Origin of the sequence: Mesorhizobium sp. M0960 (genome assembly GCF_040319055.1) — a bacterium.
Lineage (GTDB): Bacteria > Pseudomonadota > Alphaproteobacteria > Rhizobiales > Rhizobiaceae > Mesorhizobium.
Genome location: NZ_JAMYNN010000011.1, coordinates 110,113 through 137,109 on the forward strand (window position 1 = coordinate 110,113; position 26,997 = coordinate 137,109).

Consider the following 26,997-nt stretch of genomic DNA (forward strand, 5'->3'; position numbering starts at 1 on the left):
AGGCGAAGCATATTTTGTTCTTGCTTTGTGCCGGCAGCTATGCTATTAATCCCGCTATGGTGCTTATTGGCGCCAACGACCCGCCTGCCGAGGCGGGTTTTTTCGTTTCGGCTTTGGCACTGTCGCGAGCCGGGCGTGCTTCGCAAGTGATTGAATACAGTTTACTTCGATTTTTCCCGACTTAACCCGCCCTTAAATCGCCGCATCTAGTCTTCAACCCGAACGCCATAGGCATGGGGAAGACAGCACAGCGCATGACGAACCGGAAAGACAGTCGCATCGAACCCAGCTTCGAGACATCGCCGGGGGCGAGATCCTCGGCCGGTTTTTCGGTGAGCGAGGAGGACCGCGTCGTGCCGAACAACCGCAAAGCCGCCGCAAAGCGCAAATCGACCAAGGCCAAGCCGTCACGCGGCGGGCGCGGCAAAGGCCGGCGCGGCGCGTTCGGCGTGCTTGGCCGGCTGTTCTACTGGTGCTTCGTGCTGGCCATCTGGGGCGGTATCGCCACTGCCGGCATCGTCGTCTATTACGGCGCGAAAATGCCGGCGGCCACCACCTGGGCCATTCCCGACCGCGCCCCCAACATCAAGATCGTCTCGGTCGACGGCCAGCTGCTTGGCAATCGCGGCATGAGCGGCGGCGAGGCCGTCGGCCTGCACGAAATGTCGCCCTATATTCCCGAGGCCGTCATCGCCATCGAAGACCGCCGCTTCTATTCGCATTTCGGCATCGACCCGATCGGCCTTTCCCGGGCAATGATGACCAATGTGCTCGGCGGGCATTTTTCGCAGGGCGGCTCGACGCTGACCCAGCAGCTGGCCAAGAACCTGTTCCTGACGCCGGACCGCACGCTGGAGCGCAAGGTGCAGGAAGTGCTTTTGGCGCTGTGGCTCGAGCACAAGCATACGAAGGACCAGATCCTCGAAATGTACCTCAACCGGGTCTATTTCGGCTCGGGCGCCTATGGCGTCGAAGCGGCCTCGCGCCGCTATTTCGGCAAGAGCGCGCGCGACGTCACGCTGTCGGAGGCGGCACTTCTCGCCGGTCTGCTCAAGGCGCCGTCGCGGCTGTCGCCGGCACGCGACCCAAAGGCGGCCGAGCAGCGCTCGCAGCTGGTGCTCGCCGCGATGCGCGACGAGGGCAAGATAAGCGCCAAGGAGATGACCACGGCGATGAGCGCGCCGGCGACGCGCGCGCCGTCCTACTGGACCGGCTCGGAAAACTATGTCGCCGATACGATCATGGAAGAACTGCCCGACCTGATCGGTGACGTGCGCCGCGACATCGTCGTCGACACGACCGTCGATCTGACGCTGCAGAAGCTCGCCGAGCAATCGATCCGCCGGCTGATCGACCAGAGCGGCAAGAAGCTCAATGTCAGCCAGGGCGCGCTGGTGTCGATCGACAATTCCGGCGCGGTGCGCGCCATGGTCGGCGGCTATGATTATTCGACCAGCCAGTTCGACCGCGCCTCGGAAGCGCGCCGCCAGCCGGGCTCGGCGTTCAAGCCGTTCGTCTATATGGCGGCGCTGGAATCCGGCCGTACGCCGGACAGCGTGCGCAATGACGCGCCGATCAAGATCGGCAACTGGACGCCCGACAATTACGGCGGCAAATATTTCGGCAAGGTGACGCTGGCGACGGCGCTGGCAAAATCGCTGAACTCGGTGGCCGCGCAGCTGACCATGGAAGTCGGACCGAATGCGGTGGTCGAGGCGGCGCACCGCATGGGCATCCAGTCCGAGCTGACGGCCAACACTTCGATCGCGCTGGGCACCTCGGAAGTGACGCCGCTGGAACTGACCTCGGCCTATGTTCCCTTCGCCAATGGCGGCTATAAGCCCGACATCCATTTCATCCGCCGCGTCACGACGAGCGACGGCAAGGTGCTCTACGAAAACAATGGCGGCGGTGCGCCGCGCGTCGTCAAGCCCGATGTCGTCGGCATGATGAACTCGATGATGACCGGCACGGTCGAGATCGGCACGGCCAGGAAGGCGGCGTTCGCCTGGCCGGCGGCCGGCAAGACCGGCACCAGCCAGAACTCGCGCGACGCCTGGTTCATCGGCTATACCGCCAACCTCACCACCGGCGTCTGGTTCGGCAATGATGACGGCAGCGCGATGAAGAAGGTCACCGGCGGCGCCTTGCCCGCGCAGGCCTGGCACGAGTTCATGGTCGCCGCGCATGAGGGCGTGCCGGTGCGGCCGCTGCCCGGAACCTGGAAATCGACGCCGCCCGACACCGTCGTCCCGGACGAGATACCGGCCGACACGGCACCGCCGGCGCCGGTCGCGTCCGTTGGCCAATCGGCGCCGCCTGCGGCAGCTACGCAGCCCGCTTCGCGTCCCGTGCGCCCTGCTGAGACGGTCGATGCCGGCGGCCTTGCCATGCCGGGCGTCGACAGTGCCACCGGATCGATCAAGCATCCGGTGCCGCCCGGCGAAGTTGGCGGCCCGGTCAAGAAGCGGCAGACCTCGATCCTGGACATTCTGGGCGGAGGTTAGGCGATGTCCGGTGAACCGGCCAAGCCGGCTGACGTCAAAGGATACAAGCGTCTAAGCACGTGGCAGTGGCTCTTGCTGCTCGGGATGACCGTTTGTGTCGTGGTCATTCGGCATCTGCCGTATCTCTATTTCCCCAATCCGGCATACCTCGATCAGGAAAGAATCGGAGCGGTATACGGCTCCGTCATCATGGGTCTTTTGTTGCCTTATGGGGTGGCCTGGGGCGTTGCGCGTCTGGCCGGGCGCTCGCGTGGCGCGTTCTTAGGGGTTATCTGGACGTTGGCGGCTCTGGTCTTTGTTCTCAATCTCGGCCTGTATGTGCAGTGTCCGACCTGCTATTGAACGGTTGCCAGCAGCCACGCAACCGGCCCTGTGATCTTCTGGCGGCCTCTCGTCATTGTAACCATATTCGGTTAGATCACGCGCCGGAGACCGCGACATGGCTGAACCCGACACCAGAAAAACCATCGTGCTGACCGGCGCCAGCCGTGGCATCGGCCATGCCACGGTCAAGCGCTTTTCACGCGAAGGCTGGCGCGTCATCACCTGCTCGCGCCAGGCCTTTGCCGAGGACTGCCCGTGGCCGGCCGGCCCGGAAGACCACATCAAGGTCGATCTCGCCGACCAGGAAGATGTCGGCATCGCCATCTCCGAGATCCGCCACCGGCTCGAGGCCCATGGCGGGCAGTTGCACGCGCTGGTCAACAATGCCGGCATCTCGCCGAAGCTCAAGGACGGCAACAGCCGCATGAACTCGATCGACACGCCGATGCATGTCTGGCGCGACGTCTTCCAGGTGAATTTCTTCGCGCCGATCATGCTGGCGCGGGGCCTGTTCAAGGAGCTGGCGTCAGCCAAGGGTTCGATCGTCAACGTCACCTCGATCGCCGGCACCCGCGTGCATCCTTTCGCCGGCACCGCCTACGCGACCTCGAAGGCGGCACTCGGCTCGCTGACGCGCGAGATGGCGCATGATTTCGGTCCGCACGGCATTCGCGTCAACGCCATTGCGCCGGGCGAGATCGACACCGCGATCCTGTCGCCGGGCACGGAAAAAATCGTCGAGACCATTCCGCTGAGGCGGCTCGGCACCACCGCGGAAGTCGCCGACATCATCTTCTTCCTGTGCTCGCAGCAGGCGTCCTACGTGACCGGCTCAGAAATCCACATCAACGGCGGCCAGCACGTTTGAGCGGTTGGTTTTGATCAATCGTTGACGCTGCCCCTCATCCCCCTGCCGGGACCTTCTCCCCGTGAAGAACGGGGAGAAGGGGCTTGACCGCTACGCTGGCGGGGCAGCGCAGGCTTAGGCTGCCGTGGGCGCTTTCGGTGCTGCCAAAACCTCCTCGACGATCCCGCGGGCGATCTCGCGTTCACCCATGATGACGGTGTCGGCACCAAGGCCCTTGAGGTGCTCGACCTCGGCATCGGAATGGGCGCGGGCGATGATCTCGATTGTCTGATTGGCGGCGCGGGCGCGCAGCACGACCTGCCCGGCCTCGAAGGCGTTGGGGATGGCCAGGATCAGCCGCTTCGCGCCCTCGGCATTGGATGCGGCGAACACGTCGCCATTCGCCGCGTTGCCGGCCACGGTTTCGACGCCTTCGGCCTTGAGCTTCGCCAACGTCTTGTCGGCATCCTCGATGACGAGGAAGGGCAGGGCGGCCTGCTTCAGCGACGCGCCGACGAGGCTGCCGACGCGGCCGTAGCCGATCAGGATGGTGTGGCCGGTCAGCCTCGTCCTGGGCGGCGGGCCATCCTCCTTCGCGGGCGCCGCGACCGAAGCCACCTGGCCGGGTTCGGTCGCCGGGCCGATCGGCCTTGCTTCGCCGGACGGCGCCGTCCTGCCGGCGCGTGCTCCCAGCCAGGGTTTCATCCGGTCGGCGGCAAGAAACATCAGCGGATTGAGGACGATCGACAGGATGGCGCCGGCGAGGATGAGGTCGCGGCCTTGTTCGGGCAGCAGTTTCAGCCCGACGCCGAGTTCGGCCAGGATGAACGAGAATTCGCCGATCTGGGCAAGGCTTGCCGAAATCATCAATGCCGTTGCGACCGGATAGCGGAAAACGACGACGATGACGAAGGCTGCCAGCGACTTGCCGATAACGATGATGGCCAGCGTCGCCAGGATCGGCCAGCCATTGCTGATCAGGCTGAACGGGTCGAACAGCATGCCGACCGAAACGAAGAACAGCACGGAAAAGGCGTCGCGCAGCGGCAGCGATTCCTCGGCCGCCCGATGGCTGAGCTCGGATTCGCTCATGATCATGCCGGCGAAGAAAGCGCCGAGAGCCAGCGACACGCCGAACAGCTTGGCCGCGCCGAAGGCGACGCCAAGCGCAATCGCAAGCACCGCCAGCCGGAACAGTTCGCGCGATCCGGCATGGGCGACGTAGTGCAGGATCCAGGGGATAAGCCGGCGGCCGACCACCAGCATGACCACGACAAAGGCCGCGACCTTGGCCAGTGTGATGCCGACGACGCCCCAGACGCCGTAGCTCGCCGGCAGCGACAGCAGACCGCCGGAGTGCACCCCCACCTGCTCCTGGCCGCCGAGCACGCCGGCCAATGCCGGCAAAAGCACCAGCGCCAGCACCATCGCCAGATCCTCGACGATCAGCCAGCCGACAGCGATGCGGCCACGCTCGGTCTCGATCAGCCGCCGCTCCTGCAGCGCGCGCAACAGCACCACGGTCGAGGCCACGGAAAGCGCCAGGCCGAAGACCAGCCCGGCGCCCATCGACCAGCCGAGCATCCAGGCGAGGCCGGCGCCAAGGGCTGTCGCGAAGCCGATCTGCACGATGGCGCCGGGCACGGCGATGGCGCGGACCGACAACAGGTCCTTCAGCGAGAAATGCAGGCCGACGCCGAACATCAGCAGGATGACGCCGATCTCGGCCAGTTCATTGGCGAGGCCGGCATCGGCAACGAAACCCGGCGTGTTCGGTCCAACCAGAACGCCGGCGATGAGATAGCCTACCAGCGGCGGCACGCGAAAACGGTTGGCAAGTGCGCCGAAGACGAAAGCCAGCCCCAGACCGGCAACGATGGTGGCGATAAGGGGCGTGTCATGCGGCATTGTCTATGGAGCGCCTTCAGGAATTGCCATGTCGGACGTGCGCCGCCCGAAAGCCGCCGCCTCGGCAGTATGGGGGCTCGGACAGTCGCGAGACAACCCGCAATCCCCATGAAATCGATGGCAAAGAAGCAAAAGGCAGAGAGCCGGTAAGCGTTGCCACCCGGCGCGGCCTGCTCTAGGCAGGCGATTGATACGGAAAAGGGCTTATCCCGTTCGCGCAGGCAGACGCTGCTAATTGTGCATTGATAGAACTGGGATTCATCCGTTAGCAGACCGAAGCGGTCCTCGGGATGGAAGATGGGTGCGACGCATCAGGCACGATTCGCCAACCCGTGTCCTGTCAGATCGTGGCAGCCTCCTACTGCGCCACAGGCGTTTTTGAAGCCGGGCGCTTGCGGATGAGACAATCTTCGACAAAGACTTTGGGAAAGCGGAGAACCTTGGAGGAAGTATGGTTGAAATCGCCAATACAGCCGCAGAGCACATTGAGAGTTTCCATGCGGCTCTCGACGTTGTCGCGCGGGAGCGAAAATACCTGACCATGCTTGAAGCGTTCCCGCTTCCTGAGACACGCGATTTCGTTTTGAATATGATTAAGCAGCGAAACCCGCATATCGTGGCGACGGAAGGAGACCGCGTTGTGGGATGGTGCGACATCACCCGCCATTTCTTTCCATCTCACGCTCATCGCGGAAGTTTAGCGATAGGAATCATACCCGATTATCGTGGACAAGGATTGGGCCGTCGCCTTATCACCGCCGCCTTAGAAAAGGCTCGGCAAGAAAACTTCGTTCGCGTTGAACTCTCGGTGCACGCCGATAATAGCCGGGCCATAACGCTGTATGAGAAAACTGGTTTCGTTACGAGGTGTCCTCAGGCGTAGCGTTTGCATTGATGGTCGCTATGTCGACACCATCTGCATGGCCGTGATGCTCGACGGTCAATGACGATGCTGGCGCATCCCGACCGACAGTACGTTTTGTCGCCGTGATCCGGCCCCCGGTCAGCTTTGAACCGATTGGAACGTGGCGAAGGAGGCCCATTTCGACATCTTCCGGAGCGAGGCTTGGAGGGTGAACGTGCCGCCTTGTGTTTCTCTCCTCACCCTTGCGTCGGGGTGGGAGGGCGGAACGCTGCCCCTCATCCGCCTACCGGCACCTTCTCCCCGTAAGTGACAGGGAGAAGGGGCTTGGACGCAACGCTGGCAACCCCCTCTCCCCGTCTTTCACGGGGGGCCGAAGGACGGGCGAGACAAGCGGCTCGCCCCGGAATGGGTAAGGGTGAGGGGCAGCACAAACCTGATGCGATTGCCCTGGGCTGCTTCAGCCTCACGATCAATAAGGAATGTACGCACCGCCGATGCCCGATCAGGTCGCCTGCAGCAGGCTCTCGATATCGGGTATGCTGTGGTTGGTCAGCGTCTTTGGAATTTCGGCCGTTATCTTGTCGGTGACCTCCTTGTGCAGTTTCCGGCGCATGTCGCCCAGCACTGGCGGCGGTGCGATCAGCACGATCTCCTTGAAGGTGCCGCGATGCGCGAGCTTGTAGAGCCGGTCGGCAATCTCGTCGGCAAAACGCTCCTTGCCGAGGCGGTGCCAATCGGTGTCCTCGACCGCACTGCGGTGGACGGAAGGGCCGTCGCTGTAGCGGCCGGGGCGGTCCGTGCCTTGCTCTCGGGTTGCCGGATTTTCCTGCTCCATCTCGTGCACGACCTGAAGGTCGGGATATTGGACGTCTCCACGGTTCTCGAGGAACAGCGCCTTTTCGCCATCTGCCACCACGATCCACAGTCCGCGTTTCAGTCTGACGTTGCTCATGGGGCGCTCCTTTTTGATTTTTCAAGCCCATAGCCGGGCCTTTGCCGCAGGGGCATGACCGGGCTTGGCCCTATAGAGCAAACGCGTGCCGAGGCGTGAATGTTCCGGTACTCGGACCCGGTATCTCCGACAGGAGCCGGCGAGAGCGCCAGGCTGTCTTTGATGGCTCGGCTGGCATGCGGCGGCTTTAATCTACTAAATTGGTAGAAATTGGAAAAATCTGTTTTGTGGCTGGCTCGGCAAGCCGCTAGAAAGGCAGCGGATCAAGGGCCGCAACAGCAGCTTCAATCCGCTCCGCATCTGAATGTGGAATATTTTTCTCTTGGCCGTTATGCTTGCAGAAAAGAGATTGCCTGCTACGAAGCGATGCGCGAGTGGGTGCCTTCTGGTTTTTCGCGGCCCCGCGTAGAACTGGCAAACGGTTCCAGGATTCCGCTCGTCATGCCGCAAGCCAAGCCTAAGCTCAATGCCTTTCCCGTCTTCATGCGGGTCGAGGGCGAAGCCGTCGCCATCGTCGGCGGCGGCGAGGAAGCGCTGGCCAAGGCGCGGCTGCTCGCTCAGTCGAGCGCTGTGCTGCGCATCGTCAGCGATGCCGCAAGCGCCGATCTGCTGGCCTGCATCGCCGAGACGGGCGCCACCCACATTGCCGACGCCTATGATGCAGCACATCTCAATGGTGCGGTGATGGTGTTTGCCGCCAGCGGCGATGAGGCGCTCGACCGGCGCGTTGCCGGGGATGCGCGCCGGCTGGGCATTCCGGTTAATGCCGTCGACCGGCCGGAGCTCTGCGATTTCTTCACGCCGGCACTGGTCAACCGCGCGCCGGTCGCCATTGCCATCGGCACGGAAGGTGCCGGCCCGGTGCTTGCGCAGATGCTGCGCAGCCGCATCGACCGCATGCTGTCGCCCTCGCTCGGGCCGCTCGCGGCACTTGCCGCGTCGTTTCGCGGCGCTGCCGAAAAACTGCTGCCGAAAGGCAATGCCCGCCGCCGCTTCTGGAGCGATTTCTTTGGCGGCGCGCCGGCCCGTGCCGTGGAGGCCGGCGAGCTTTCGCAGGCGCATGATGCGGCCGTCGGCCTGCTGCTTTCGAACGAACCGGCATCGGGCCATATCGCGCTTGTAGGCGCCGGTCCCGGCGCCGAGGACCTTTTGACGCTGCGCGCCCATCGCCTGCTGATGGAAGCCGACGTGATCGTCCATGACGCGCTGGTGCCGGAGGCCATCGTCGCCATGGGCCGCCGCGATGCCGAACGCCTGCCGGTCGGCAAGCGCAAGGGCTGCCATTCCAAGAGCCAGGCCGAAATCAATGCGCTGCTGGTCGAGCTTGGCCACGCCGGCAAGCGCGTCGTGCGGCTGAAGTCCGGCGACCCGCTGGTGTTCGGCCGGGCCGGCGAGGAGATGGCGGCACTTCGCGATGCCGGCGTCGCCTACGAAGTGGTTCCGGGCGTCACCGCGGCCTTCGCCGCCGCCGCCGATTTCGAACTGCCGCTGACGTTGCGCGGCGTGTCGTCGTCGATGGTGTTCACCACCGGCCACGACCTCAAGGGAAATTCGCTGCCCGATTGGGCAAAGCTCGCCATTTCGGGCGCGACGGTCGCCGTCTATATGGGGCGCTCGGTCGCCGCCGAGGTCGCCGGCCGGCTGATCGAAGCCGGCCTGTCGCCGGACACGGCCGTCGCCGTGGTCGAGAATGCCAGTCTTGCCAACCGCCGCCGTTTCCACGGCACGCTCGCCGACCTGCCGTCGCTGGAGGCGCGCGCCGACCTCAGCGGCCCGGTGATGACGATCATCGGCGACGCCGTCGCCGGCGCCAATTTCGAACGGTCCGAGCCGCTGGCCGCACACAGGCAGGACAGCGTGGCCCGTGCTGCCGCGGAAGGAGTGAACCAATGAAAGTGCTGACCGCGAACCGTCTCGCCGACGGCATAGCCGTCTGGTACGCCAATGGCGGCTGGGCCGAGATCATCGACCATGCCGACATCGCCCATGACAAGGCGGCCGAGGACCGGCTGGAGGCGATCGGCGCCAAGGCCTCCGCCGACAACGAGGTGGTCGACGTCAATCTGATCGACGTGACTGTGGTCAACGGCACTGTCGAGGCGGTCCGGCTGCGCGAAAAGATCCGTGCCGCCGGCCCGACCACCCGCCACGATCTGGGCAAGCAGGCCCGTCCGCAGGCCGCACGCGCGGCATAGATGACACAAGCATGATCCCGATCGTGCTCGAACGAAGAAAATAACGGGCGGACGCGCCCGGAAAGACCTGAAAATGTACCGTTACGATGAGTTCGACCACGATTTCGTCAAGGCCCGCGTCGCCGAGTTCAGCGACCAGGTCGCACGGCGGCTTGCCGGCGAGATCACCGAGGACCAGTTCCGGCCGCTTCGGCTGATGAACGGCGTCTATCTACAGCTGCATGCCTATATGCTGCGCATCGCCGTGCCCTACGGCACGCTGAACAGCAAGCAACTGCGTATGCTCGGCCACATCGCACGCAAATACGACAAGGGTTATGGCCATTTCACGACCCGCCAGAACATCCAGTTCAACTGGCCGGCGTTGTCGGACATCCCGGCGATCCTGGCGGACCTGGCAAGCGTCGAGATGCACGCCATCCAGACCAGTGGCAACTGCATTCGCAACGTCACCGCCGACCACTTCGCCGGCGCCGCCGCCGACGAGGTTGCCGATCCGCGCCCCTATGCCGAAATCCTGCGGCAATGGTCGTCGGTGCATCCGGAGTTTTCGTTCCTGCCGCGAAAATTCAAGATCGCGGTGACCGGCGCCGAGCGCGACCGCGCCGCCATCCAGACGCATGACATCGGCCTGCATCTGAAGAAGAACGCCGCCGGCGAGCTTGGTTTCGCCGTCTATGTCGGCGGCGGCCAGGGCCGCACGCCGATGGTGGCCAAGAAGATCCGCGACTTCCTGCCCGAAGCGGATCTGTTGTCCTACTGCACGGCGATCCTGCGCGTTTACAACCTCTACGGCCGTCGCGACAACAAGTTCAAGGCGCGCATCAAGATCCTGGTCCACGAGACCGGCGTCGAGGAGATCACCCGCCAGGTCGAGGCCGAATGGCAGGAGTTGAAGGACGCCGAGCTGAGGCTGCCGGAAGAAGACATCCGCGCCATCGACGCCTATTTCGCGCCGCCGGCGCTTGTCGATCGGCCGGAAGGCGAGGAGGCGGTCAAGCTTGCCCGACTCGACTCGAAGAGCTTTTCCGAATGGCTGGACCAGAATGTGGTCACCCATCGCCATCCCGACTACGCGGCGGTGACCATCTCGCTCAAGGGCATTGGCGAGACGCCCGGCGACGCCTCCGACAGCCAGATGGAAGCGGTCGCAGACATTGCCGAAAAATATTCCTTCGACGAGCTGCGCGTCAGTCACGAGCAGAACCTGATCCTGCCGCATGTCGCGCGTGCCGACCTCAAGGCGGTCTATGACGCGCTTGTCGATATCGGGCTGGCGACGGCCAATTCCAACCTGATCAGCGACATCATCTCCTGCCCCGGCCTCGATTATTGCGCGCTGGCGACAGCGCGTTCGATTCCCGTGGCACAGGAAATCTCGCGGCGCTTCGCCTCGCTGGAGCGCCAGCGCGAGATCGGCGAATTGAAGCTGAAGATTTCCGGGTGCATCAATGCCTGCGGCCATCACCATGTCGGCCATATCGGCATCCTCGGCGTCGAGAAGAAAGGCGCCGAGCTCTACCAGGTGACGCTCGGCGGCTCGGCCGACGAGAACACCTCGGTCGGCGAGATCATCGGCCGCGGCTTCAGTTCGGAAGAGATCACCGATGCCATCGAGCAGATCGTCGAGACCTATCTCGGGCTTCGGCTGGACAGAAACGAAAGATTTATCGACGCCTACCGCCGTGTCGGTCCCGCGCCGTTCAAGGAGGCGCTCTATGCTGGCGAAACCAAGGCCGCTTGACCGGATCGTCGACGTCGAGGCCGGCATCGCCGCCGAAGCGGCGGGTTTCGATGCGCTCTATGGCCATCTGAAGCCGCTGGAGATCATCGAGCGGTCGGCCCGGGAATTCTTTCACGGCGAAATCGCCGCCGTCTCGTCCTTCGGCGCGGATTCGGCGGTGCTGCTGCACATGATCGCGGAGATCGACCGCACGCTGCCGGTGATCTTTCTCGACACCGGCAAGCATTTCGAGGAAACGCTCGGCTATCGTGACGCGCTGGTCGCCGATTTCGGGCTGACCGATATCCGGGTGATCAGGCCCGACGATGCGGCGCTGGCAAGGATCGACCCGACCGGCAATCTGAACGAGACCGATACCGACGCCTGCTGCGACGTGCGCAAGGTCGAGCCGCTGGCGCGCGGCGTCGAGCCGTTCCGCGCCTGGTTCACCGGACGCAAGCGCTTCCAGGCCGCGACCCGGGCAGCGCTTCCGGTGTTCGAGGCGGTCGGCTCGCGCATCCGCATCAATCCGCTGGCGCACTGGACGACATCAGACCAGGCCAGCTACATGCGCGCACATGCGCTGCGTGAAAACCCGCTCGTCGCCTATGGCTATCTGTCGATCGGCTGTTTCCCTTGCACGCAGCCGGTGCAGCCGGGCGACGACGCGCGCAGTGGCCGCTGGGCCGGGCACGCCAAGACCGAATGCGGCATCCATTTGTCGGGGCTGGAGAAGTCGCTGACCGATGCCTCACTTTAGGATATATTGATATTCAGGTGATGCCGGCCTGCAAACGGCGGCTTCCTGCGCTTCCGGCGCTCACGTACCTAAAAGTACGCTCCGCTCCGGTTCTCGGAAGCCACGCAGTTTGGTCGCTTCGCGCCCGCCTTCGGCTCCGGCTCGGCCTGACCTGAATCTCAACACCCCCTGAGGTGTTTTGCACTTTAGAACCTTGTGGACTTGGGAATTTCTTGATGAGCGAATTGATAGCGGAAAACGCCACCCGGCTGTGGACGCCGAATGGTTTTTGCGAGGACGAGTGGGTTCATGCCGAAAGCGCCGAGGCGCTGGTCGGCAATGGCCGCTTCATCCTGCCGCTGCAGGCGTTTCTCGGCCTCGATCGGGAGGTGCGGCGGTCGGCGAAGGAACGCATCGGCGTGCTGCTGCAGCCCGGCGATCAGCTCGAGAAGATCGCCGGCCTGCTCGACCAGCTGTCGCTGGTGGCGCTGGCCTTCCCGGCGTTCAATGACGGCCGCTCGTTCTCCAAGGGCGAATTGCTGCGCAGCCGTTACCATTTCACCGGCGCCATGCGCGCCACCGGGCAGGTGCTTATCGACCAGCTGCCGCACATGCTGCGCCTCGGCTTCGACGAATTCGAGATCTCGCACCCGGTGCTGCTGAAGCGGCTCGAGCAAGGCCGCACCGGCGGACTGCCGCTGTTCTACCAGCCGGCGGTGAAGCCGGAGGCCAAAGGCCCGAAATATTCCTGGCGGCGGGTGCGCGCCAGCTGATCTGCTCCAGGGGACCAGAAGCACGATCTGGTCGGACCACATTGCCGATTCGATCTTTTATTTTGCCCGTCCCCGTCTTAGGATAGGTCCATTATTTCGCGATCCGAATAAATGTGGCCAGAAGGGAGGAACCGGGTATGGCTGGCAAGAAGATATTGATGCTCGTTGGCGAGTTCAGCGAGGAATACGAGATTTTCGTCTTTGAACAGGCCATGCATGCGGTGGGCCATACGGTCCATGTCGTTTGCCCCGACAAGAAGGCCGGCGACATCCTGAAGACCTCGTTGCACGACTTCGAAGGCCACCAGACCTATACGGAAAAGCTCGGCCACGACTACATCCTCAACAAGGCGTTTTCCGAGGTCAACCCGGCCGAATACGACGCCGTCTACGCGGCGGGCGGGCGCGGGCCGGAATATATCCGCATCGACAAGCGCGTGCAGGCGCTGGTGCGGCATTTCCATGAGGCCGGCAAGCCGATCTTCACCATCTGCCACGGCGTGCAGATCCTGATCGCGGTCGACGGCGTGGTGCGCGGCAGGGAAGTCGCGGCGCTGCAATATTGCGAGCCGGAAGTCACGCTGGCCGGGGGCATCTATATCGATGTTGCGCCGACCGGTGCCCATGTCGACGGCAATCTGGTGTCGGCCAAGGGCTGGCCGGGCCTTGCCGCCTTCATGCGCGAATGTCTGAAAGTGCTGGGCACCGAGATCCGCCAGGGAGAGATCCTGATGCGCGACCAACGCCAGGCGGCTTAAGCTCGGAATTTGGAGCCGCCGCGCCCCTAATGCATGTCGCGCAAAAGTGTGCAGCGGTTTTGCGATAACGGCATGCATAAACAAGAACTTAAAGCGCGTCGCATGAGGCCGGTCGAGCGCGACGCGCTTTAGGTGCGGCGGTGCGTCTACACGGCCATCCGCGCTTCGCGGAACGAGACCAGCTTGCTGCGGCTCTCGTCCCATAGCGCCAGCTTGACGCAGCGCAGGCTGTCGAGAAGCGTGACGCGGCCGATCTCACGCAACTCCGGATAGTCCCTCAGCACTTCCGGAAGCCGGTAACACGGCACTTTGGCCGAGAGGTGGTGCACATGGTGGACGCCGATATTGCCGGTGATCCAGTTCAGAACCGGTGGCAGGTCGTAATAGGACGAGCCGTGCAGGGCAGCGTGCTGGAATTCCCACTCGGAGTCCTTTGTCCACTCCGTTTCCTCGAACTGATGCTGGACGTAGAACAGCCAGATGCCGGCCGATCCGGCGAGAATGACGATCGGCAGATGCACGACCAGGAACGCGCCGGGGCCGACGAACCAGATGAGCAGAGCGGCGATGACGGCGATGGCGAGGTTGGTGGACATCGACGACACCCAAGGGGTGAGGCCGCCCCGCATCATGCCCAAGGGCAGTCTCTGCTCGAAAATGAAAATCCATATCGGGCCAAGGCCGAACATCACCAGCGGATGGCGATAGAGGCGATAGGCGAGCCGGCCCCGCCACGACAGTTGCCGGTATTCGGCGACGGTCAGTGTCTTGATGTCGCCGGTGCCGCGCTCGTCGAGATTGCCGGCGCTGGCGTGATGGGTTGCGTGGGCGCGGCGCCAGCAATCGTAGGGCGTCAGCGTCAGCACGCCAAGGACGCGGCCGATCCAGTCGTCGGCATAGCGATTGGCAAAGAAGGAGCCGTGACCGCAATCGTGCTGGATCATAAAGATCCGCACCAGAAAGCCGGCGGCCGGAAGGATGAGGACCAGACCCCACCAATGGCCATAGGCATAGGCGGCCGAGGACAGCGCCCATAACGTGGCGAAAGGGATGAGGGTGATGGCGAGTTCGACAGCGCTGCGACGTCTGTCGGGCTTTTTATAGCGCGACAGGATTTTCAACCAGGCGCGCTTGCTGTTTGCCACAGCTTCGGGGGAAATCATGTTCATCATGAAACATAGGCGGAGCAGGGCGCTGCCGCAAGACGGAGATCACGCAAAGTTACTGCGCGTAAACGTCGCGCGATGGCAACCGGCCACAATTGCCGGTCGCGTCCCTGGCAACGGCGCGCTACCGACGGCGCCCGCCTGCGACCACCTTGGCTTCCACGCCGTCCAGGCGGTCGAGCAATTCCTTCAGACGGTCGGGAATATCGGACTCGGTGCGGAAGGCCGGCAAGGTGCGCAGAAAGCGCTTGGTCGCTTCGGTGCCGAGCTGGCGCCGGATATCGGCGGCGAGCCCGTTGCGTTTTTCGCCGTTCCTGCGGGGCATCATCTCAAAATCCTGTGTCGGCTTCGAAACTCTTCCAAGGGAGGAATGGTTCCCGCATTGTAGTAGCCTGGCAAGCAAAGCCGGCGGTTACGGTAAAGTTTGAATTAAATCGAAAGGTTTGCGCCGTCCGCCATCGAGCCGCAACAGCGGCTGCAGTATCGCTTGCCCCTTGATTTTTGGCCGCTAAACCTCGATATCGGGCGCAAATCCACACCATTTGAAAATGACGGGAAACGGCGATGAGCGACCAGGCAAAAGACGAACGCGCGCCCGATGAAGCCGAGAAGACCGAGGCTGCCGCGGAGCCAAGGGAAGGCGGCGTCGACGGCGACTATGAAGCGCTTGTGCGGCTTCTGAAGGAAAACGAAGAGCTGAAGGATCGCGCGCTGCGCGTGGCGGCCGACATGGAGAATTTGCGCCGCCGCACCGCCCGAGACGTCCACGATGCGCGCGCCTATGCGGTCGCCAATTTTGCCCGCGACATGCTGTCGGTATCAGACAATCTGCGCCGTGCGCTGGATGCCATCCCGGAGGAGGCCAAGGCGTCGGGTGATGCCGGCTTCAAGGCGCTGATCGACGGCGTCGAGATCACCGAGCGCGCCATGCTGTCGGCGCTGGAGCGCCACGGCGTGAAGAAGCTCGAGCCCGAGGGGGAGAAATTCGATCCGAATTTCCACCAGGCGATGTTCGAGGTGCCCAATCCCGACGTGCCGGCCAACACGGTCGTCCAGGTCGTGCAGCCCGGCTATTCGATCGGCGAGCGCGTGCTGCGGCCGGCCATGGTCGGCGTCGCCAAGGGCGGCCCCAAGCATGTGGCAAGCGAAGCGCCGGTGGAGCCGGGGCCGGTGAACGAGCAGGCTGAGAAGGATGCGTGAACTGGGAGTAGGGCTCCGTTAGCCAGCAACCGCCATCAAAGCGTGAGGGATGATCGACCGCCCCCAACCTATCCGATTTCAGGGCGATCAAACAGTTCGCCGTGCAGGCTTTCCTGCCCTCAGCTCAGCAGTTCACAGCCATAGCGGCGGACCACGTCGGGGAATGTCTCCATGTCCGGCATTCCTTCGCCGTCCGGAGGAATGCGCCTGTCGGCGGTGGGCACACTGGTCGCCCTCAGAAGTTCCTCGAAACCGCCAGGCGTGAAGAAGAACAGCATCCGGGCCGGCCCACGCTTGACCGTATAGCGGTGCGGCACATCGCGTGGCCCAAAGAGAAACGAACCGGGTCCAGCCATAATCGCCTTACCGCCGATCTCGAACTCGATCTCGCCTTCCATCACCAGGAATGACTCGTCCTCGCGATGGTGCACATGCAGCGGCGCCTCACCTTCGCTCTCGAGCACTTCGATCAGCGTGAACTGGCCCGCGGTCTGGACCGCTGTCGCCTTGATCACCGCTAGCGAGCCAAGCCACCAGCGCGCCTCTCCTTCCAAGGCGTGACTGCAAAAGGCGTGGGGAGTGCTCCTGCCAGCTTCGCCGCCAGCCACGGCCGCCACAGAATGGTAGCCGACCTTGATCGAGGCGGAATTCACCATCGAGCAATAGTTTTTGATGCCGGGCAGGGAGGACCAGACCTCGCCAGCCGCCTTGGCGCTGTCCATGTCCGCCCATTCGAATATCTCCGTCCAGCCGCCTGCGGATTTGAGCAGGCGACGGTTGAGGAAACCCCTGAGCTTTCGCACCTCGTCATTCACTTCATCCCTAGTCTGCAGGAACATCTGCTCGGTGAATCCGGGCTTCAATGCAAATTCAGTGATTTCAACGACATTCGTGTCCATGACTTCCTCCCTTTGCCATCTGACCTTTGTTTCGCCTCCCGCATTCTGTTCGCTCAAGACGTGCTCGTCCGGCCTCTGCCTTTGAGCCAGCAGAGCGCCATTGTCGTTGCCGTTTCGACGGCGAGGTCCACCGTCATACCGCGTATCCGCATGGCGTTGAACGTCGGAAAGTCGAATAGAAAGCTGATTGCCTGCACGACATCATCGCCCGGACCGTCGTGCGCCAGTGCCTCACGCACGAATCCGGCCACCATGTGTCGCAGGTATTCCTCCCATTCCCGCATGGCCGGAAGCTCGCGCTCGCGCAGGTCGCTTTCGAGATGCCGTCCGCCACGTTGGTAGAAGGCGAACAGCTCGTTGGCGACCCGGCGTAGCCGTTCTTCAGGATCGGTCGCGTCGCCGATTATCTCCCTCACTGCTTCGGGCGACGGAGGACGCAGGCGCTCCATCAGCAATTCGCCGCACGCCGGCACCAGGTCATCCAGAGTAGGAAAATGCTTGTAGACGGTGCCAACGGCGACATCGGCTTCCGTAGCGATATCCTTCCAAGTCGTGCCAAAGATGCCGTTCTGGGTGTGCAGCTTGATTGTCGCGTCGAGAATGCGCTGCCTCGTCTTGGCGAAGGCGGCAGTCCGGGAAGCCATGCTGTAGCGGCGAGGGGACATAGACGTCCACCCAAATAATTGAATGAACAATTCAATCATTTAATTTATCTGGAGTCAATCCAGATTCGCAGGAGCCACTCGCTATTCCCCACTCGGTATTTCATTATTCCCTCCATGAACCCGATCGAGCTTCTCGACTATGCCGGCGTCGCCGTCTTCGCGGCGACCGGTGCGCTGGCCGCCTCGCGCAAACAGCTCGACATTATCGGTTACCTGTTTCTGGCTAGCGTTGCCGGCATCGGGGGCGGAACGTTTCGCGACGTCATCCTCAACGTGCCCGTGTTCTGGGTGGGAAACCGCGACTATGTGCTAATCTGTGCGGCGGTGGCGGTCGTCGTCTTCTTCAGCGCACATCGTTTCGAGTCGCGCTACAAATTGCTGCTCTGGCTCGACGCCATAGGTCTTGCCGCATTTTCGGTGATTGGCGCGGCCAAGGGGCTGACGATCACCGGGTCACCTGCAGTTTCGATCGTCACCGGCATGCTCACCGCAACCCTTGGCGGCATTCTGCGCGATCTGTTGACAGGCGAGCCTTCGGTGCTCCTGAGACCGGAAATCTACGTTACCGCAGCGCTTGCCGGCGCCGGCCTCTACACACTTGGCGATTTCGCCGGACTGCCGCCGCTTGCGTCGGGCCTGGCAGGTTTCATGGCGGCTTTCTGCGTACGCGGCGGCGCGCTGAAATTCGGCTGGGCCTTTCCGTCCTACAAAAGCAAGCCTGGCCGGCGTCCGGAAGATATTCCCTGATTTAAGGTGTCAGGCTGCAAACCGCTGCGCTTCCCCGCCATAATAATTGACGTAGCGGGCACCGATCTCCTTGACCGGCATCACCACGAACACGTCGACCGTCGAGAATTCACGGTCGATGACGCAACCGTCGCCGATGCGCGCGCCGACGCGCAGATAGCCCTTGACCAGCGGCGGCATCGCGGCGATCGCCGCCTTGGTGTTAACGGCTTCGATCGGCATCAGATCCATCGAACAATAGCGCCCGGCGACGGCACGCACGTCCCACGATGAATTCGTCCGGCAGTGGTGGGCAAGATAGGTCAGCGCCTCTGCATGTGCCGCCGGCACGGTGCCGTGGAACGACGCGCAGCCGGTCATCACGCCAATGCCGTAATGATTGATATAGGCCCAGATGCCTTGCCACAGCGCCTCGATGGTGCGCTTGGAGCGGTATTCCGGCAGAACGCAGGAGCGGCCGAGCTCGAGGAAGCGCTGGCCGGGATGTCGCGCGATCAGCTTGGTCAACTCGAATTCGCCTTCGGAATAGAAGCCGCCCGCCGCCGCGGCAATCTCCTGCCGCAGCAGGCGGTAGGTGCCGACGATGCGGCGATGCTCGGGACCGGAAAGCGAAGTATCGAAGACCAGCAGATGGTCGCAGAGGGGATCGAAGCGGTCGGCATCGCGGCGGTCCTGCATCTGGAACAGGTCCTTCCTGGCACCAAGCTCGTCGTAGAACACCCGGTAGCGCACTTCCTGCGCGGCAGCGATCTCGGCCTCGTTGCGGGCGAGCCGCACTTCGAGATTGCCGATGCGGCCGAGCGATGCGCCTTTTATGACGGCATCGGCGTTCCGGCCGACGAGCAAAGGCCCGCTGGCGTTCGGCCGAGCATCACATTCCGGCATGACTGTATGCACGAGTGATTCTCCTTCGAGCCATCCCTCTTGGCACGGGGATACGGTGTAGGTGCAACAGGATTGTGACAGTACCGTGATACGGCTCTGCGGGCAATACTTCGTCGGCTGGGTAATCTATCGACCGTCTATGTTGTGCCTCAGGCGGCCACTTGCCCTTCAACCGCATGAACCAGGGCATCAGGGTCGAGCGGCTTGGTGACGAAGCCGCTCGCACCGTGGGCGAGCACGGCGTGGCGGGTCTTTTCCTGGCTGTCGGCCGACAGCACCATGATCGGCACCGGCGGAACCGCGGTCTCCTCCTCATGGCGGCGGATGGCGGCGATGGCGTCCAGCCCGTCCATGACAGGCATATGCAGGTCCATCAGCACCACGTCGTAGCGGTGCTTATGGCCGGTGCTGATGACCGCCTCGACCGCGGCCTTGCCGTTGCCGACCACTTTCACCCGATGCCCGGCCTTCAGGAGGGTGGCGCGGGCCAGCATGGCGTTGATGTCGTTGTCCTCGGCGATCAGCACCGACAGGCCCTGCTGGCGGCCGCCAATGGCGTGCCCAGCCTGCGCGCCGCGCTTTTGCGGTTGCGGCTCGGCGATGACCGGTGCGTGGCTGGTCAAAAGCACGCGCAGCAATGTCTCGCCGCGCACCGGCCTCGCCAGGAAGGTGGCGTAACCGTTGGCACGGAACTCGCCAAGCATGCCGCGGTCGGTCGGCGCGATCAGCGTCACCGCCTCGCAATCGACAAATCCGCTCTGGCGCAGGCGCCTGAGCAGCCTGCCGTCGCTTTGCTCCATGGCAGCATCGACCAGAAGCACGTTGCAGCCCTCGGCGAAAGGGGCGGCCTGGGCGGCGGCGGCGGCCAGATCGACCGTTCCGCCATTGGCGCGAATGGTGCGGGCGATGGCTTCGGCCTCGACCAGGTTCTTCGACACGATTACCGCATGCCGGCCCAACAGCGCGTTCTGGCGGATCTGCAGCGCCTCGACGGCGGAAATAGCGGGAATCTCGAAGACGAATTCGGATCCCTGGCCAAGCCGGCTCGACACCGAGATAGTGCCGCCCATCGCCGTCACCAGGCGCTTGGAAATCGCGAGACCGAGGCCGGCACCACCATGCGTACGGGTCGAGGTGCCGTCAGCCTGTTCGAAGTCCTCGAAGATGCGCTCCATGTCCTCCTCGCGCAGACCGGGGCCGGTGTCGCTGATGGTGAAGCGGATGCGGTTGGTGGTTTCGGTGCGGACGCGGCCGATGCTTGCCAGGACGCCGCCGCTGTCGGTGAACTTGACGGCATTGCCGATAAGGTTGAGCAGCACCTGCCTGACCCTGCCGGGGTCGGCGGTGATCAGCTGCGGCACGTCGGGTTCGACATGGCAGCCGAGGCCGATATCCTTGGCAAAAGCCCGCGCCGCCAAAAGCTCGATGACATTGTCGGCGATCTCGCGCACCGACATCGGTTGCGGTTCGGGATCGAAGCGGCCGGCCTCGATCTTGGAATAGTCGAGCAGGTCCTCGATCAGCGCCAGCAGCGCGCTGGCCGAGGTCGAGATGGCGCCGACATAGGTCCGCTGCTCGGGCGAAAGGCTGGTGTCGGCGAGAAGCCGGGCCATGCCCATGATGCCGTTCATCGGCGTGCGTATCTCGTGGCTGACGGTGGCGAGGAAGCGCGATTTGGCCTGGCTCGCATATTCGGCCCGTTCGCGGGCGGTGATCAGCGAGGATTCGGCGCGTTTGCGGGCGGTGATGTCACGGGCGATGGCGCGATGCGAAACGGCGCCGCTGTCCTTGTCGCGCACCGACAGCTCGATCCAAGAGAACCAGCGTGGGCCGTCCGGCGTGCGAATGGCGACATCAGTGGAACTCAGGCATTCATGGTCGGAAAAGGCGGCGTCGGGAACGATGCCGACATCGATGCCTAGTTCGGCCAGGGTCTTGCCGGCGAGGTCGCGCTGGTCGGTTTCGACAAGGTCGGCGAAAACCTTGTTGGCGTAGACGATATGGCCGTCGCGGTCGCGGTGGACGACGAGATCGCCGAGTGCATCGATCAGACCGCGAAAGCGCTCCTCGCTCTCCTGCATCTCCCACATGCGGTCGGCCAGCGTCTCGATCTCGGCGCGACTGCGGGCGGTCGTGGCATCGAGCAGGGCCACCGCGCGACGCTGGGTGCGCCTGTTGCGCAGATGCATGGCGAGCCCGGCGATGGCTGTCGCCAAAAGGCCAATGGTGATGAAGATCGGCGCTCCGGTCAGATGCGACAGGCCTGCCAGCACGACGATGGCGACGAGAGTCAGGAAGGGCAGGCCGTGGCGGTTGGCGTCCGGCAATTCCGGCGCCAGCGGCGGCGCGGCGACAAGCTGCCGCCCTGACGCCTCGGGGGCCGCCCGGTCGGCCCGTTCGGCTGGTTCCGCCTCTCTGATGCCGGGTTCCGCAATCATACGGAATTCCTGCCAGACAGAGCTTATTGAAGGTTGTGGTTGATCGTTCGAATTTTAGCGGTCGCGCTCTTTTTTTCCCTTTGGAGCCTCACATGTCCACCACCACGCGGCCGCGGATCTTGCCCTCGACGATGTCATGCGCGGCGCCGATGATGCCGTCGAAGCCGATGCTCGTCGACAGGCTGGCAAGCTTTGCGTGATCGAGATCGGTGCCGATGCGGCGCCAGGCCTCGATGCGGACCGCCTTGGGCGCCATCACCGAATCGATGCCGAGCAGCGAGACGCTGCGCAGGATGAACGGGGCGACGCTTGCCGGCAGGTCCATGCCGCCGGCGAGGCCGCAAGCGGCAACGGCGCCGCCATAGGAGGTCATCGACAGGACGTTGGCCAGCGTGTGGCTGCCGACAGCGTCGATGCCGCCGGCCCAGCGTTCCTTGGCTAGCGGTTTTGCAGGCTGCGCAAGCTCGTCGCGTGAAATCACTTCCGCGGCACCGAGGTCGGTCAGATAGGGGCTTTCGGCACTGCGGCCGGTCGAGGCGATGACGTGATACCCGAGGCTGGACAGGATCGAGACCGCGACCGACCCGACCCCACCGGCAGCGCCCGTCACCACCACAGGGCCGCGGTCGGGCACGATGCCGTGGCGCTCCAGCGCGATGACGCAAAGCATGGCGGTGTAGCCGGCTGTGCCGACCGCCATCGCATCATGCGGGCTCATGCCGTCCGGCAGCGGTACCAGCCACTCGCCCTTGACGCGGGCGCGTCCGGCAAAGGCGCCGAAATGCGTCTCGCCGACGCCCCAGCCGTTCAATATGACCTTGTCACCCTCGCGCCAGTCGGGATTGGAAGACGAGATGACGGTGCCGGCGAAATCGACGCCCGGCACCAGCGGCCAGCGGCGGATCACCGGCGCCTTGCCGGTGATTGCAAGGCCGTCCTTGTAGTTCACCGTCGTCGCCTCCACCGCGACGGTGACGTCGCCTTCCATCAGGTCTGCCTCGGTGAGCTCGGTCACCGCGACCGACTGGTTTTTCTCGGCGTCGCGCGAAACGAGGATGGCTTTGAAGGCTTCGGGCATTTTTTCTCCTCGGGCTTGCAAATAAGAAATGTGCGGTGCCGGGCGAGTGAGGTCAATCGCTCGATGTTCCGCGCCACCAGCCAATGAGCTCATCGAAGACGACCAGCACGGCACCGACCGAAATGAAGGCATCGGCGAGGTTGAAGATCGCGAAGGACCAGACCGGCATGTGAAACAGAATATAGTCGATGACATGGCCATAGGCAGCGCGGTCGATCAGATTGCCGAGCGCGCCGCCGACGATCAGCGCGAAGCCGACGCGGGCAAGCAGGTGGCCGGGCGGCGTGCGGGCCGCAAGATAGAGAACGAAAGCGACCACCAGAACCGCGACGACCACCAGGCCGGTGTCGCCGAAGGACGAAAACAGCGAAAACGCGATGCCGGTGTTGTAGGTGCGGTACAGCGCCAGGAACGGCAGGAGATCGAGCCTTTCCTGGAAGGCAAGGCCGGTCTCGACCAGATATTTCAGCCACTGGTCGAGCGCTATCGCGGCGACAACCAGAAAAGCGTAGGGGCTCCAGGACTTCATGGTTTGCAGTTTCACGGTTTGGGATGTCACGATCGGGCATCCTCCGGGCCGAGCTTCAGCGCGCCGCGCCGGATCTCGAACAGCATGACGCCGGTGGCCACCGCAAGGTTGAGCGAATCGGCGCGGCCTGCCTGCGGTATCCGCAGCAGCTTGTCGCAGCTTGCGGCAAGCTCGTCAGGCAGGCCTTGCTGCTCGTTGCCCATCATCAAAAGCACCGGGCCTTTTGAAAAATCGACCGAGCGGTAATCGACCGCACCCTTAAGATGGGTGCCGGCGACGAGGCCGGGAAAGCTCTTTCGCCAGGCGAGAAAAGCCTCGGCCGACGCCTTGGCGACCGGCACGGCGAAGATCGAGCCCATGGTGGCGCGTACCGTCTCGACCGAAAAGGGATCGGTGGTCTCGCCGACCAGGATGACGCCTTTGGCGCCGACGGCGTCGACCGTGCGGATGACGGTGCCGAGGTTGCCGGGGTCGCGGACGCGGTCGAGCACCACCCAGACGTCGCCATCATGGGCGCGAATGTCCTTCAGCGGCAGCAATTTCTGCGAGAACACGCCGACGACCATTTGCGGATTGTCGCGGCGGGTGATGGCGACCAGCACGTTTTCCGAAACTTCAAGTACGGTGCCGCCGGCGGCAACCGTGCGCGCCGCAACTTTTTCAACCGCCGCATTGCCACGTCCGGCCTTGGCGAAAACCAATGTCCTGATAGACCAGCCGAGATCGAGCGCGTCGATGACCAGCTTCAGGCCTTCGGCCATGAAGGCATTCTGCTGGTCGCGGAATTTCTTCTGCGCGAGCGCCTTGATGTCCTTGACCAGCGGATTGGCGAGGCTGGTGACTTCCTTCACCTGCCCTGGCGCGCCCGCGTGCCGTTCGTACGCACTCATTCAGGCCACCCAGCGCGAGAACAGCGAGGTCGAAAGCGCCCGGCCGGCGGATTTCTCGCGGATGATCAATTCGCCGGATTCGACCGTGCCGCCCATGCCGGCGAAGGTGTCGCGCATCAAGGCGTGGATGGCGAAGAAAGAGGCGCGGATCGAATAGGCGGTCAGCACCACAGCGAGCGGCTTCGGCGTCAGGATCGCACGGCAGATGTCGGTCAGCGCCGGCAAATCTTCGAACAGATGCCAGACCTCGCCCTTCGGTCCGCGGCCATAGGCGGGCGGGTCGAACAGGATGATGTCGTAGCGGCTGCCGCGGCGCTCCTCGCGCTCGGCGAATTTCACGGCATCGTCGACGATCCAGCGGATCGGCCTTTGCGACAGGCCCGCCATCTCCTGGTTTTCGCGCGCCCAGCCGATCGCCTTCTTGGAAGCATCGACATGGGTGACCTCGGCGCCGGCACGCGCTGCCACCAGCGAGGCAAGGCCGGTATAACCGAACAGGTTCAGCACCTTCACCGGCCGTTTTGCCGCCGCAATCAGCCCGGCCATGTGGTCCCAGTGCGAGGCCTGCTCGGGAAAGACGCCGACATGGCGAAACGAAGTGAAGCGGCCGAGATAGTCCATGCCGTCATGCTTCATCGGCCAGGTCTCGCCGAGCGGCGTCTTCGGAAAGCGCCAGCGGCCGATGCCTTCCTCGTCGGTATCGCCGGTGAAAATGGCATCGGCGCGTTCCCAGTCCCTGGCCGGCAATGCCTTTTGCCAGATCGCCTGGCCCTCCGGCCGAACGATGCGGTAGGGGCCGTATTGCTCGAGCTTTTCTCCGGCGCCGCTGTCGAGCAGCGCGTAATCCTGACTGGCGCCGACTTCGAGGATCAGCGGCAGATGTTCGGCAGGCAGCGCGCCATCGCGGCGCGAAAGTGGGCGCGGCGCTGCTTTCTGCTCGGACCGGTCCTGCGGTTTCGTCTCCGGACCAGCGGTTGGATTGGGGTCGCGCCGCCGCGGCTGCTCTATCCCGCCTTTTTTCGCGGGCGGGCGGCTGTCGCGGCGTTTGTCGCGAAAAGGTTTCAAGAAGGCGCATCTCCGGACGGCGGCTGCGCCGCTTCTGCCACAGCGAATTGACCGGCGCAACAAAAGGGCTGCAGGCGTTTGCGAACGGATCAGCCACGCCTGATCGACAGCAGCCCGACTGCGAGCGCGATGAAACCGACGGCCTTGAAGCCGGTGACGACCATATGGCCGGCTTCCCAGCGGCTCCGGATAGCTTCGAAATTGCCCGGGATCGGTCCAGGCACCCAGGTGGCCAGGACATCGTTTGCCGGTTTGACGAGCGCAACCCACGCGACAAGCGCCATCAGATAAAGCATGGTGGCGGCCAACACCCACCAGAATGCCGGGCGGTCGCCGCGCAGCATCCATGCGAGGAGCCCGGGACAGGCGACGGCCGCCACGTCCAGCGGTGCGCCGACAGTCAAAAAGAACTGGAACTGAGCATTGAAGACCGTGGTTTCTCGCCAGAGCGAAGGCGGCCATCTGGTCAGCCGCGGCACCGATTCCAGTACGTGGGCGAAGGATGGTCCGAGGCTTAGGGCAGCAACGGTGGCGGTCAAAACCGACCAGAACAACAGAAAACCGCGTATATCCATAATGGCCAGACAACGGCGTCAGGCCGCATACGTTCCGGTCGGCGATCATCCTGCTTGCCGCCGAAAGCGCAGGCGCACTATCGTCCATCCAAATTGGGCATCCATCCAAATCGGGTTGCGATCCATGTCCCGCGCCGAACGCCTGCTTGACCTGATCCAGATCCTGCGCCGGCATCGCCGGCCAGTCAGCGGCCGCAGCCTTGCAGGCGAAATGGGTGTGTCGATCCGCACGCTCTATCGCGATATCGCCACGCTGCAGGGGCAGGGCGCGCCGATCGAGGGCGAGGCGGGGCTGGGCTACGTGCTCAGGCCAGGCTTCATGCTGCCGCCCTTGATGTTCACCGACGAGGAGATCGAGGCGATCGTGCTCGGTTCGCGCTGGGTGGCCAAGCAGCCGGACTGGCGGCTTGCCAACGCCGCCACCGACGCGCTGGCCAAGATCGCCGCGGTGCTGCCGGACGATTTGCGCGAAGAGCTCGATGCCTCGACGCTGCTGGTCGGGTCGCGCACCGAGGTCACCGAAGGCATCGATCTCGGCATGGTGCGGCAAGCCATCCGCGAGGAGCACAAGTTGAGCTTTGTCTATCGCGATGCCGGCGGCGCTGCCTCCGAGCGCACCGTCTGGCCGTTTGCACTCGGCTTCTTCGACAAGGTGCGCGTCGTCGCGGCGTGGTGCGAGATGCGCCAGGATTTCAGGCACTTTCGCGCCGATCGGATATCCGGCCTCAACGCCACCGAGACGCGTTATCCGCGCCGTCGCCAGGTGCTGCTCAAAGAATGGCGGGCGACGCTCGACAAGCCAAGCTAAGGCTGCCGCTCAGTTAAGACTGTTGCCAGAATCTGGCAGTGGTGCACGCTATGCTCCTCCAGTCGAAACCATCTGGAGAGCAATTCATGACACCGCCCAATTTCGTCATCCTCTATGTCGACAAGCCTGAGCAAAGCGGCGCCTTCTACAGCGCGCTGCTCGGACGCGAGCCGGTCGACACCTCGCCGACCTTCGTGTTGTTCGTGCTCGACAACGGCTTCAAACTCGGCCTCTGGTCGCGTCATACCGTAGAGCCGGCCGCGGCGGCCGCAGGCGGTGGCGCCGAGGTCGTCTTTGCGCTGGATACGCCTGGCGCTGTCGACACCACCCATGCCGAGTGGGCCGGCCGCGGGCTGACCATCCTGCAGAGCCCGACCGACATGGATTTCGGCCGCACCTTCGTCGCGCTCGATCCGGACAACCACCGGCTGCGGGTTTATTGGCAAAAGGAGTAAGGCAGT

26 protein-coding genes and 1 pseudogene are annotated in these 26,997 nt (G+C 63.8%); 14 read left to right on the forward strand and 13 right to left on the reverse strand.

Annotated features, from left to right (window positions below; translation table 11 throughout):
- Window positions 1-254 precede the first annotated feature (254 nt).
- The 3 genes from NKH63_RS20145 (at window position 255) to NKH63_RS20155 (ending at window position 3,699) form a co-directional block, all read left to right on the forward strand.
- Window positions 255-2,507, forward strand: coding sequence for a transglycosylase domain-containing protein (locus tag NKH63_RS20145; RefSeq protein ID WP_352918520.1), 2,253 nt, complete (start codon window positions 255-257; stop codon window positions 2,505-2,507).
- A 3-nt stretch (window positions 2,508-2,510) separates the two neighbouring features.
- Window positions 2,511-2,849 (forward strand): hypothetical protein, encoded by a 339-nt coding sequence (locus NKH63_RS20150; RefSeq protein WP_352483599.1) that lies wholly within the window; start codon window positions 2,511-2,513, stop codon window positions 2,847-2,849.
- 97 nt (window positions 2,850-2,946) lie between these two features.
- On the forward strand, window positions 2,947-3,699 hold the full coding sequence (locus NKH63_RS20155) for an SDR family NAD(P)-dependent oxidoreductase (protein WP_023718933.1): 753 nt from the start codon (window positions 2,947-2,949) through the stop codon (window positions 3,697-3,699).
- Between the two features lie 114 nt (window positions 3,700-3,813).
- Here the strand turns inward: NKH63_RS20155 and NKH63_RS20160 are convergent, their stop codons facing one another.
- Window positions 3,814-5,586, reverse strand: coding sequence for a cation:proton antiporter domain-containing protein (locus NKH63_RS20160; protein ID WP_352592665.1), 1,773 nt, complete (start codon window positions 5,584-5,586; stop codon window positions 3,814-3,816).
- Between the two features lie 451 nt (window positions 5,587-6,037).
- On the opposite strand from NKH63_RS20160, the pseudogene NKH63_RS20165 reads away from it, so the two are divergent.
- Window positions 6,038-6,533: pseudogene (locus tag NKH63_RS20165) on the forward strand (GNAT family N-acetyltransferase).
- Between the two features lie 420 nt (window positions 6,534-6,953).
- On the opposite strand, the gene NKH63_RS20170 reads toward NKH63_RS20165, so the two are convergent.
- Complete coding sequence (locus NKH63_RS20170; RefSeq protein ID WP_023718936.1) at window positions 6,954-7,403, reverse strand: baeRF12 domain-containing protein; 450 nt, start codon at window positions 7,401-7,403, stop codon at window positions 6,954-6,956.
- 441 nt (window positions 7,404-7,844) lie between these two features.
- On the opposite strand from NKH63_RS20170, the gene cysG reads away from it, so the two are divergent.
- The 6 genes from cysG to NKH63_RS20200 all read left to right on the forward strand — a co-directional run bounded on the left by cysG (window position 7,845) and on the right by NKH63_RS20200 (window position 13,591).
- The gene (gene cysG, locus NKH63_RS20175; RefSeq protein WP_352918523.1) at window positions 7,845-9,296 is read left to right on the forward strand and encodes a siroheme synthase CysG; all 1,452 of its coding nucleotides are present in this window, start codon (window positions 7,845-7,847) and stop codon (window positions 9,294-9,296) included.
- Window positions 9,293-9,598 (forward strand): DUF2849 domain-containing protein, encoded by a 306-nt coding sequence (locus NKH63_RS20180; RefSeq protein ID WP_023718938.1) that lies wholly within the window; start codon window positions 9,293-9,295, stop codon window positions 9,596-9,598. The genes cysG and NKH63_RS20180 overlap by 4 nt, the downstream gene beginning before the upstream one ends.
- A gap of 73 nt (window positions 9,599-9,671) precedes the next feature.
- Window positions 9,672-11,342, forward strand: a complete 1,671-nt coding sequence (locus NKH63_RS20185) for a nitrite/sulfite reductase (protein ID WP_352918524.1) — start codon at window positions 9,672-9,674, stop codon at window positions 11,340-11,342.
- Complete coding sequence (locus NKH63_RS20190; RefSeq protein ID WP_352717412.1) at window positions 11,317-12,081, forward strand: phosphoadenylyl-sulfate reductase; 765 nt, start codon at window positions 11,317-11,319, stop codon at window positions 12,079-12,081. Before NKH63_RS20185 ends, NKH63_RS20190 begins: the two co-directional genes overlap by 26 nt.
- Before the next feature lie 215 nt (window positions 12,082-12,296).
- On the forward strand, window positions 12,297-12,833 hold the full coding sequence (locus tag NKH63_RS20195; protein WP_023718941.1) for a DUF934 domain-containing protein: 537 nt from the start codon (window positions 12,297-12,299) through the stop codon (window positions 12,831-12,833).
- Between the two features lie 137 nt (window positions 12,834-12,970).
- The gene (locus NKH63_RS20200; protein WP_352918526.1) at window positions 12,971-13,591 is read left to right on the forward strand and encodes a DJ-1/PfpI family protein; all 621 of its coding nucleotides are present in this window, start codon (window positions 12,971-12,973) and stop codon (window positions 13,589-13,591) included.
- A gap of 146 nt (window positions 13,592-13,737) precedes the next feature.
- Here the strand turns inward: NKH63_RS20200 and NKH63_RS20205 are convergent, their stop codons facing one another.
- A complete protein-coding gene (locus NKH63_RS20205) occupies window positions 13,738-14,760 on the reverse strand; it encodes a fatty acid desaturase (RefSeq protein ID WP_023675248.1) in 1,023 nt (340 codons plus the stop codon).
- A gap of 121 nt (window positions 14,761-14,881) precedes the next feature.
- Window positions 14,882-15,085 (reverse strand): hypothetical protein, encoded by a 204-nt coding sequence (locus tag NKH63_RS20210; protein ID WP_023718943.1) that lies wholly within the window; start codon window positions 15,083-15,085, stop codon window positions 14,882-14,884.
- 236 nt (window positions 15,086-15,321) lie between these two features.
- Here NKH63_RS20210 and grpE point away from each other — a divergent pair, with 236 nt between their 5' ends.
- Complete coding sequence (gene grpE / locus NKH63_RS20215) at window positions 15,322-15,957, forward strand: nucleotide exchange factor GrpE (RefSeq protein ID WP_023675250.1); 636 nt, start codon at window positions 15,322-15,324, stop codon at window positions 15,955-15,957.
- Between the two features lie 119 nt (window positions 15,958-16,076).
- Here the strand turns inward: grpE and NKH63_RS20220 are convergent, their stop codons facing one another.
- Entirely contained in the window at window positions 16,077-16,856 is a 780-nt protein-coding gene (locus NKH63_RS20220) for a quercetin 2,3-dioxygenase (RefSeq protein ID WP_352495491.1), read from the reverse strand.
- Between the two features lie 53 nt (window positions 16,857-16,909).
- A complete protein-coding gene (locus tag NKH63_RS20225) occupies window positions 16,910-17,560 on the reverse strand; it encodes a TetR/AcrR family transcriptional regulator (RefSeq protein WP_084642653.1) in 651 nt (216 codons plus the stop codon).
- A gap of 75 nt (window positions 17,561-17,635) precedes the next feature.
- On the opposite strand from NKH63_RS20225, the gene NKH63_RS20230 reads away from it, so the two are divergent.
- Entirely contained in the window at window positions 17,636-18,268 is a 633-nt protein-coding gene (locus NKH63_RS20230) for a trimeric intracellular cation channel family protein (protein ID WP_023718946.1), read from the forward strand.
- Window positions 18,269-18,277: 9 nt separating this feature from the next.
- Here NKH63_RS20230 and olsB read toward each other — a convergent pair whose 3' ends face one another.
- The 7 genes from olsB to NKH63_RS20265 form a co-directional block, all read right to left on the reverse strand.
- Window positions 18,278-19,153, reverse strand: coding sequence for a l-ornithine N(alpha)-acyltransferase (olsB, locus tag NKH63_RS20235; RefSeq protein WP_023675251.1), 876 nt, complete (start codon window positions 19,151-19,153; stop codon window positions 18,278-18,280).
- Between the two features lie 149 nt (window positions 19,154-19,302).
- Window positions 19,303-21,591, reverse strand: a complete 2,289-nt coding sequence (locus NKH63_RS20240; RefSeq protein ID WP_352483592.1) for a hybrid sensor histidine kinase/response regulator — start codon at window positions 21,589-21,591, stop codon at window positions 19,303-19,305.
- An 88-nt stretch (window positions 21,592-21,679) separates the two neighbouring features.
- Window positions 21,680-22,669, reverse strand: a complete 990-nt coding sequence (gene acuI / locus NKH63_RS20245) for an acrylyl-CoA reductase (NADPH) (RefSeq protein ID WP_352918528.1) — start codon at window positions 22,667-22,669, stop codon at window positions 21,680-21,682.
- A gap of 52 nt (window positions 22,670-22,721) precedes the next feature.
- Window positions 22,722-23,198: a signal peptidase II gene (gene lspA, locus NKH63_RS20250; RefSeq protein ID WP_352918555.1), complete on the reverse strand. Its 477-nt coding sequence runs from the start codon at window positions 23,196-23,198 to the stop codon at window positions 22,722-22,724.
- A gap of 26 nt (window positions 23,199-23,224) precedes the next feature.
- Window positions 23,225-24,088, reverse strand: a complete 864-nt coding sequence (locus NKH63_RS20255; protein ID WP_023718950.1) for a TrmH family RNA methyltransferase — start codon at window positions 24,086-24,088, stop codon at window positions 23,225-23,227.
- Entirely contained in the window at window positions 24,089-25,153 is a 1,065-nt protein-coding gene (locus NKH63_RS20260; RefSeq protein ID WP_352918530.1) for an RsmD family RNA methyltransferase, read from the reverse strand.
- Between the two features lie 89 nt (window positions 25,154-25,242).
- Window positions 25,243-25,728, reverse strand: a complete 486-nt coding sequence (locus NKH63_RS20265; RefSeq protein WP_352856872.1) for a DUF1772 domain-containing protein — start codon at window positions 25,726-25,728, stop codon at window positions 25,243-25,245.
- Window positions 25,729-25,852: 124 nt separating this feature from the next.
- Between NKH63_RS20265 and NKH63_RS20270 the strand changes: the two genes are divergently transcribed.
- Entirely contained in the window at window positions 25,853-26,536 is a 684-nt protein-coding gene (locus NKH63_RS20270; protein WP_352856874.1) for a helix-turn-helix transcriptional regulator, read from the forward strand.
- Window positions 26,537-26,622: 86 nt separating this feature from the next.
- A complete protein-coding gene (locus NKH63_RS20275; protein WP_352483589.1) occupies window positions 26,623-26,991 on the forward strand; it encodes a VOC family protein in 369 nt (122 codons plus the stop codon).
- Window positions 26,992-26,997 lie beyond the last annotated feature (6 nt).

Coding starts and splice junctions, on each gene's coding strand:
- NKH63_RS20205 (WP_023675248.1), bottom strand. CDS start 14,760: ATGAACATGATTTCCCCCGAAGCTGTGGCAAACAGCAAGCGCGCCTGG.
- NKH63_RS20225 (WP_084642653.1), bottom strand. CDS start 17,560: ATGATTGAATTGTTCATTCAATTATTTGGGTGGACGTCTATGTCCCCT.
- NKH63_RS20200 (WP_352918526.1), top strand. CDS start 12,971: ATGGCTGGCAAGAAGATATTGATGCTCGTTGGCGAGTTCAGCGAGGAA.
- NKH63_RS20275 (WP_352483589.1), top strand. CDS start 26,623: ATGACACCGCCCAATTTCGTCATCCTCTATGTCGACAAGCCTGAGCAA.
- olsB (WP_023675251.1), bottom strand. CDS start 19,153: ATGCCGGAATGTGATGCTCGGCCGAACGCCAGCGGGCCTTTGCTCGTC.
- NKH63_RS20145 (WP_352918520.1), top strand. CDS start 255: ATGACGAACCGGAAAGACAGTCGCATCGAACCCAGCTTCGAGACATCG.
- NKH63_RS20195 (WP_023718941.1), top strand. CDS start 12,297: ATGAGCGAATTGATAGCGGAAAACGCCACCCGGCTGTGGACGCCGAAT.
- NKH63_RS20170 (WP_023718936.1), bottom strand. CDS start 7,403: ATGAGCAACGTCAGACTGAAACGCGGACTGTGGATCGTGGTGGCAGAT.
- NKH63_RS20185 (WP_352918524.1), top strand. CDS start 9,672: ATGTACCGTTACGATGAGTTCGACCACGATTTCGTCAAGGCCCGCGTC.
- NKH63_RS20190 (WP_352717412.1), top strand. CDS start 11,317: ATGCTGGCGAAACCAAGGCCGCTTGACCGGATCGTCGACGTCGAGGCC.
- NKH63_RS20255 (WP_023718950.1), bottom strand. CDS start 24,088: ATGAGTGCGTACGAACGGCACGCGGGCGCGCCAGGGCAGGTGAAGGAA.
- grpE (WP_023675250.1), top strand. CDS start 15,322: ATGAGCGACCAGGCAAAAGACGAACGCGCGCCCGATGAAGCCGAGAAG.
- NKH63_RS20180 (WP_023718938.1), top strand. CDS start 9,293: ATGAAAGTGCTGACCGCGAACCGTCTCGCCGACGGCATAGCCGTCTGG.
- NKH63_RS20240 (WP_352483592.1), bottom strand. CDS start 21,591: ATGATTGCGGAACCCGGCATCAGAGAGGCGGAACCAGCCGAACGGGCC.
- NKH63_RS20155 (WP_023718933.1), top strand. CDS start 2,947: ATGGCTGAACCCGACACCAGAAAAACCATCGTGCTGACCGGCGCCAGC.
- NKH63_RS20265 (WP_352856872.1), bottom strand. CDS start 25,728: ATGGATATACGCGGTTTTCTGTTGTTCTGGTCGGTTTTGACCGCCACC.
- NKH63_RS20150 (WP_352483599.1), top strand. CDS start 2,511: ATGTCCGGTGAACCGGCCAAGCCGGCTGACGTCAAAGGATACAAGCGT.
- cysG (WP_352918523.1), top strand. CDS start 7,845: ATGCCGCAAGCCAAGCCTAAGCTCAATGCCTTTCCCGTCTTCATGCGG.
- NKH63_RS20270 (WP_352856874.1), top strand. CDS start 25,853: ATGTCCCGCGCCGAACGCCTGCTTGACCTGATCCAGATCCTGCGCCGG.
- NKH63_RS20160 (WP_352592665.1), bottom strand. CDS start 5,586: ATGCCGCATGACACGCCCCTTATCGCCACCATCGTTGCCGGTCTGGGG.
- NKH63_RS20220 (WP_352495491.1), bottom strand. CDS start 16,856: ATGGACACGAATGTCGTTGAAATCACTGAATTTGCATTGAAGCCCGGA.
- NKH63_RS20230 (WP_023718946.1), top strand. CDS start 17,636: ATGAACCCGATCGAGCTTCTCGACTATGCCGGCGTCGCCGTCTTCGCG.
- acuI (WP_352918528.1), bottom strand. CDS start 22,669: ATGCCCGAAGCCTTCAAAGCCATCCTCGTTTCGCGCGACGCCGAGAAA.
- lspA (WP_352918555.1), bottom strand. CDS start 23,198: ATGAAGTCCTGGAGCCCCTACGCTTTTCTGGTTGTCGCCGCGATAGCG.
- NKH63_RS20210 (WP_023718943.1), bottom strand. CDS start 15,085: ATGATGCCCCGCAGGAACGGCGAAAAACGCAACGGGCTCGCCGCCGAT.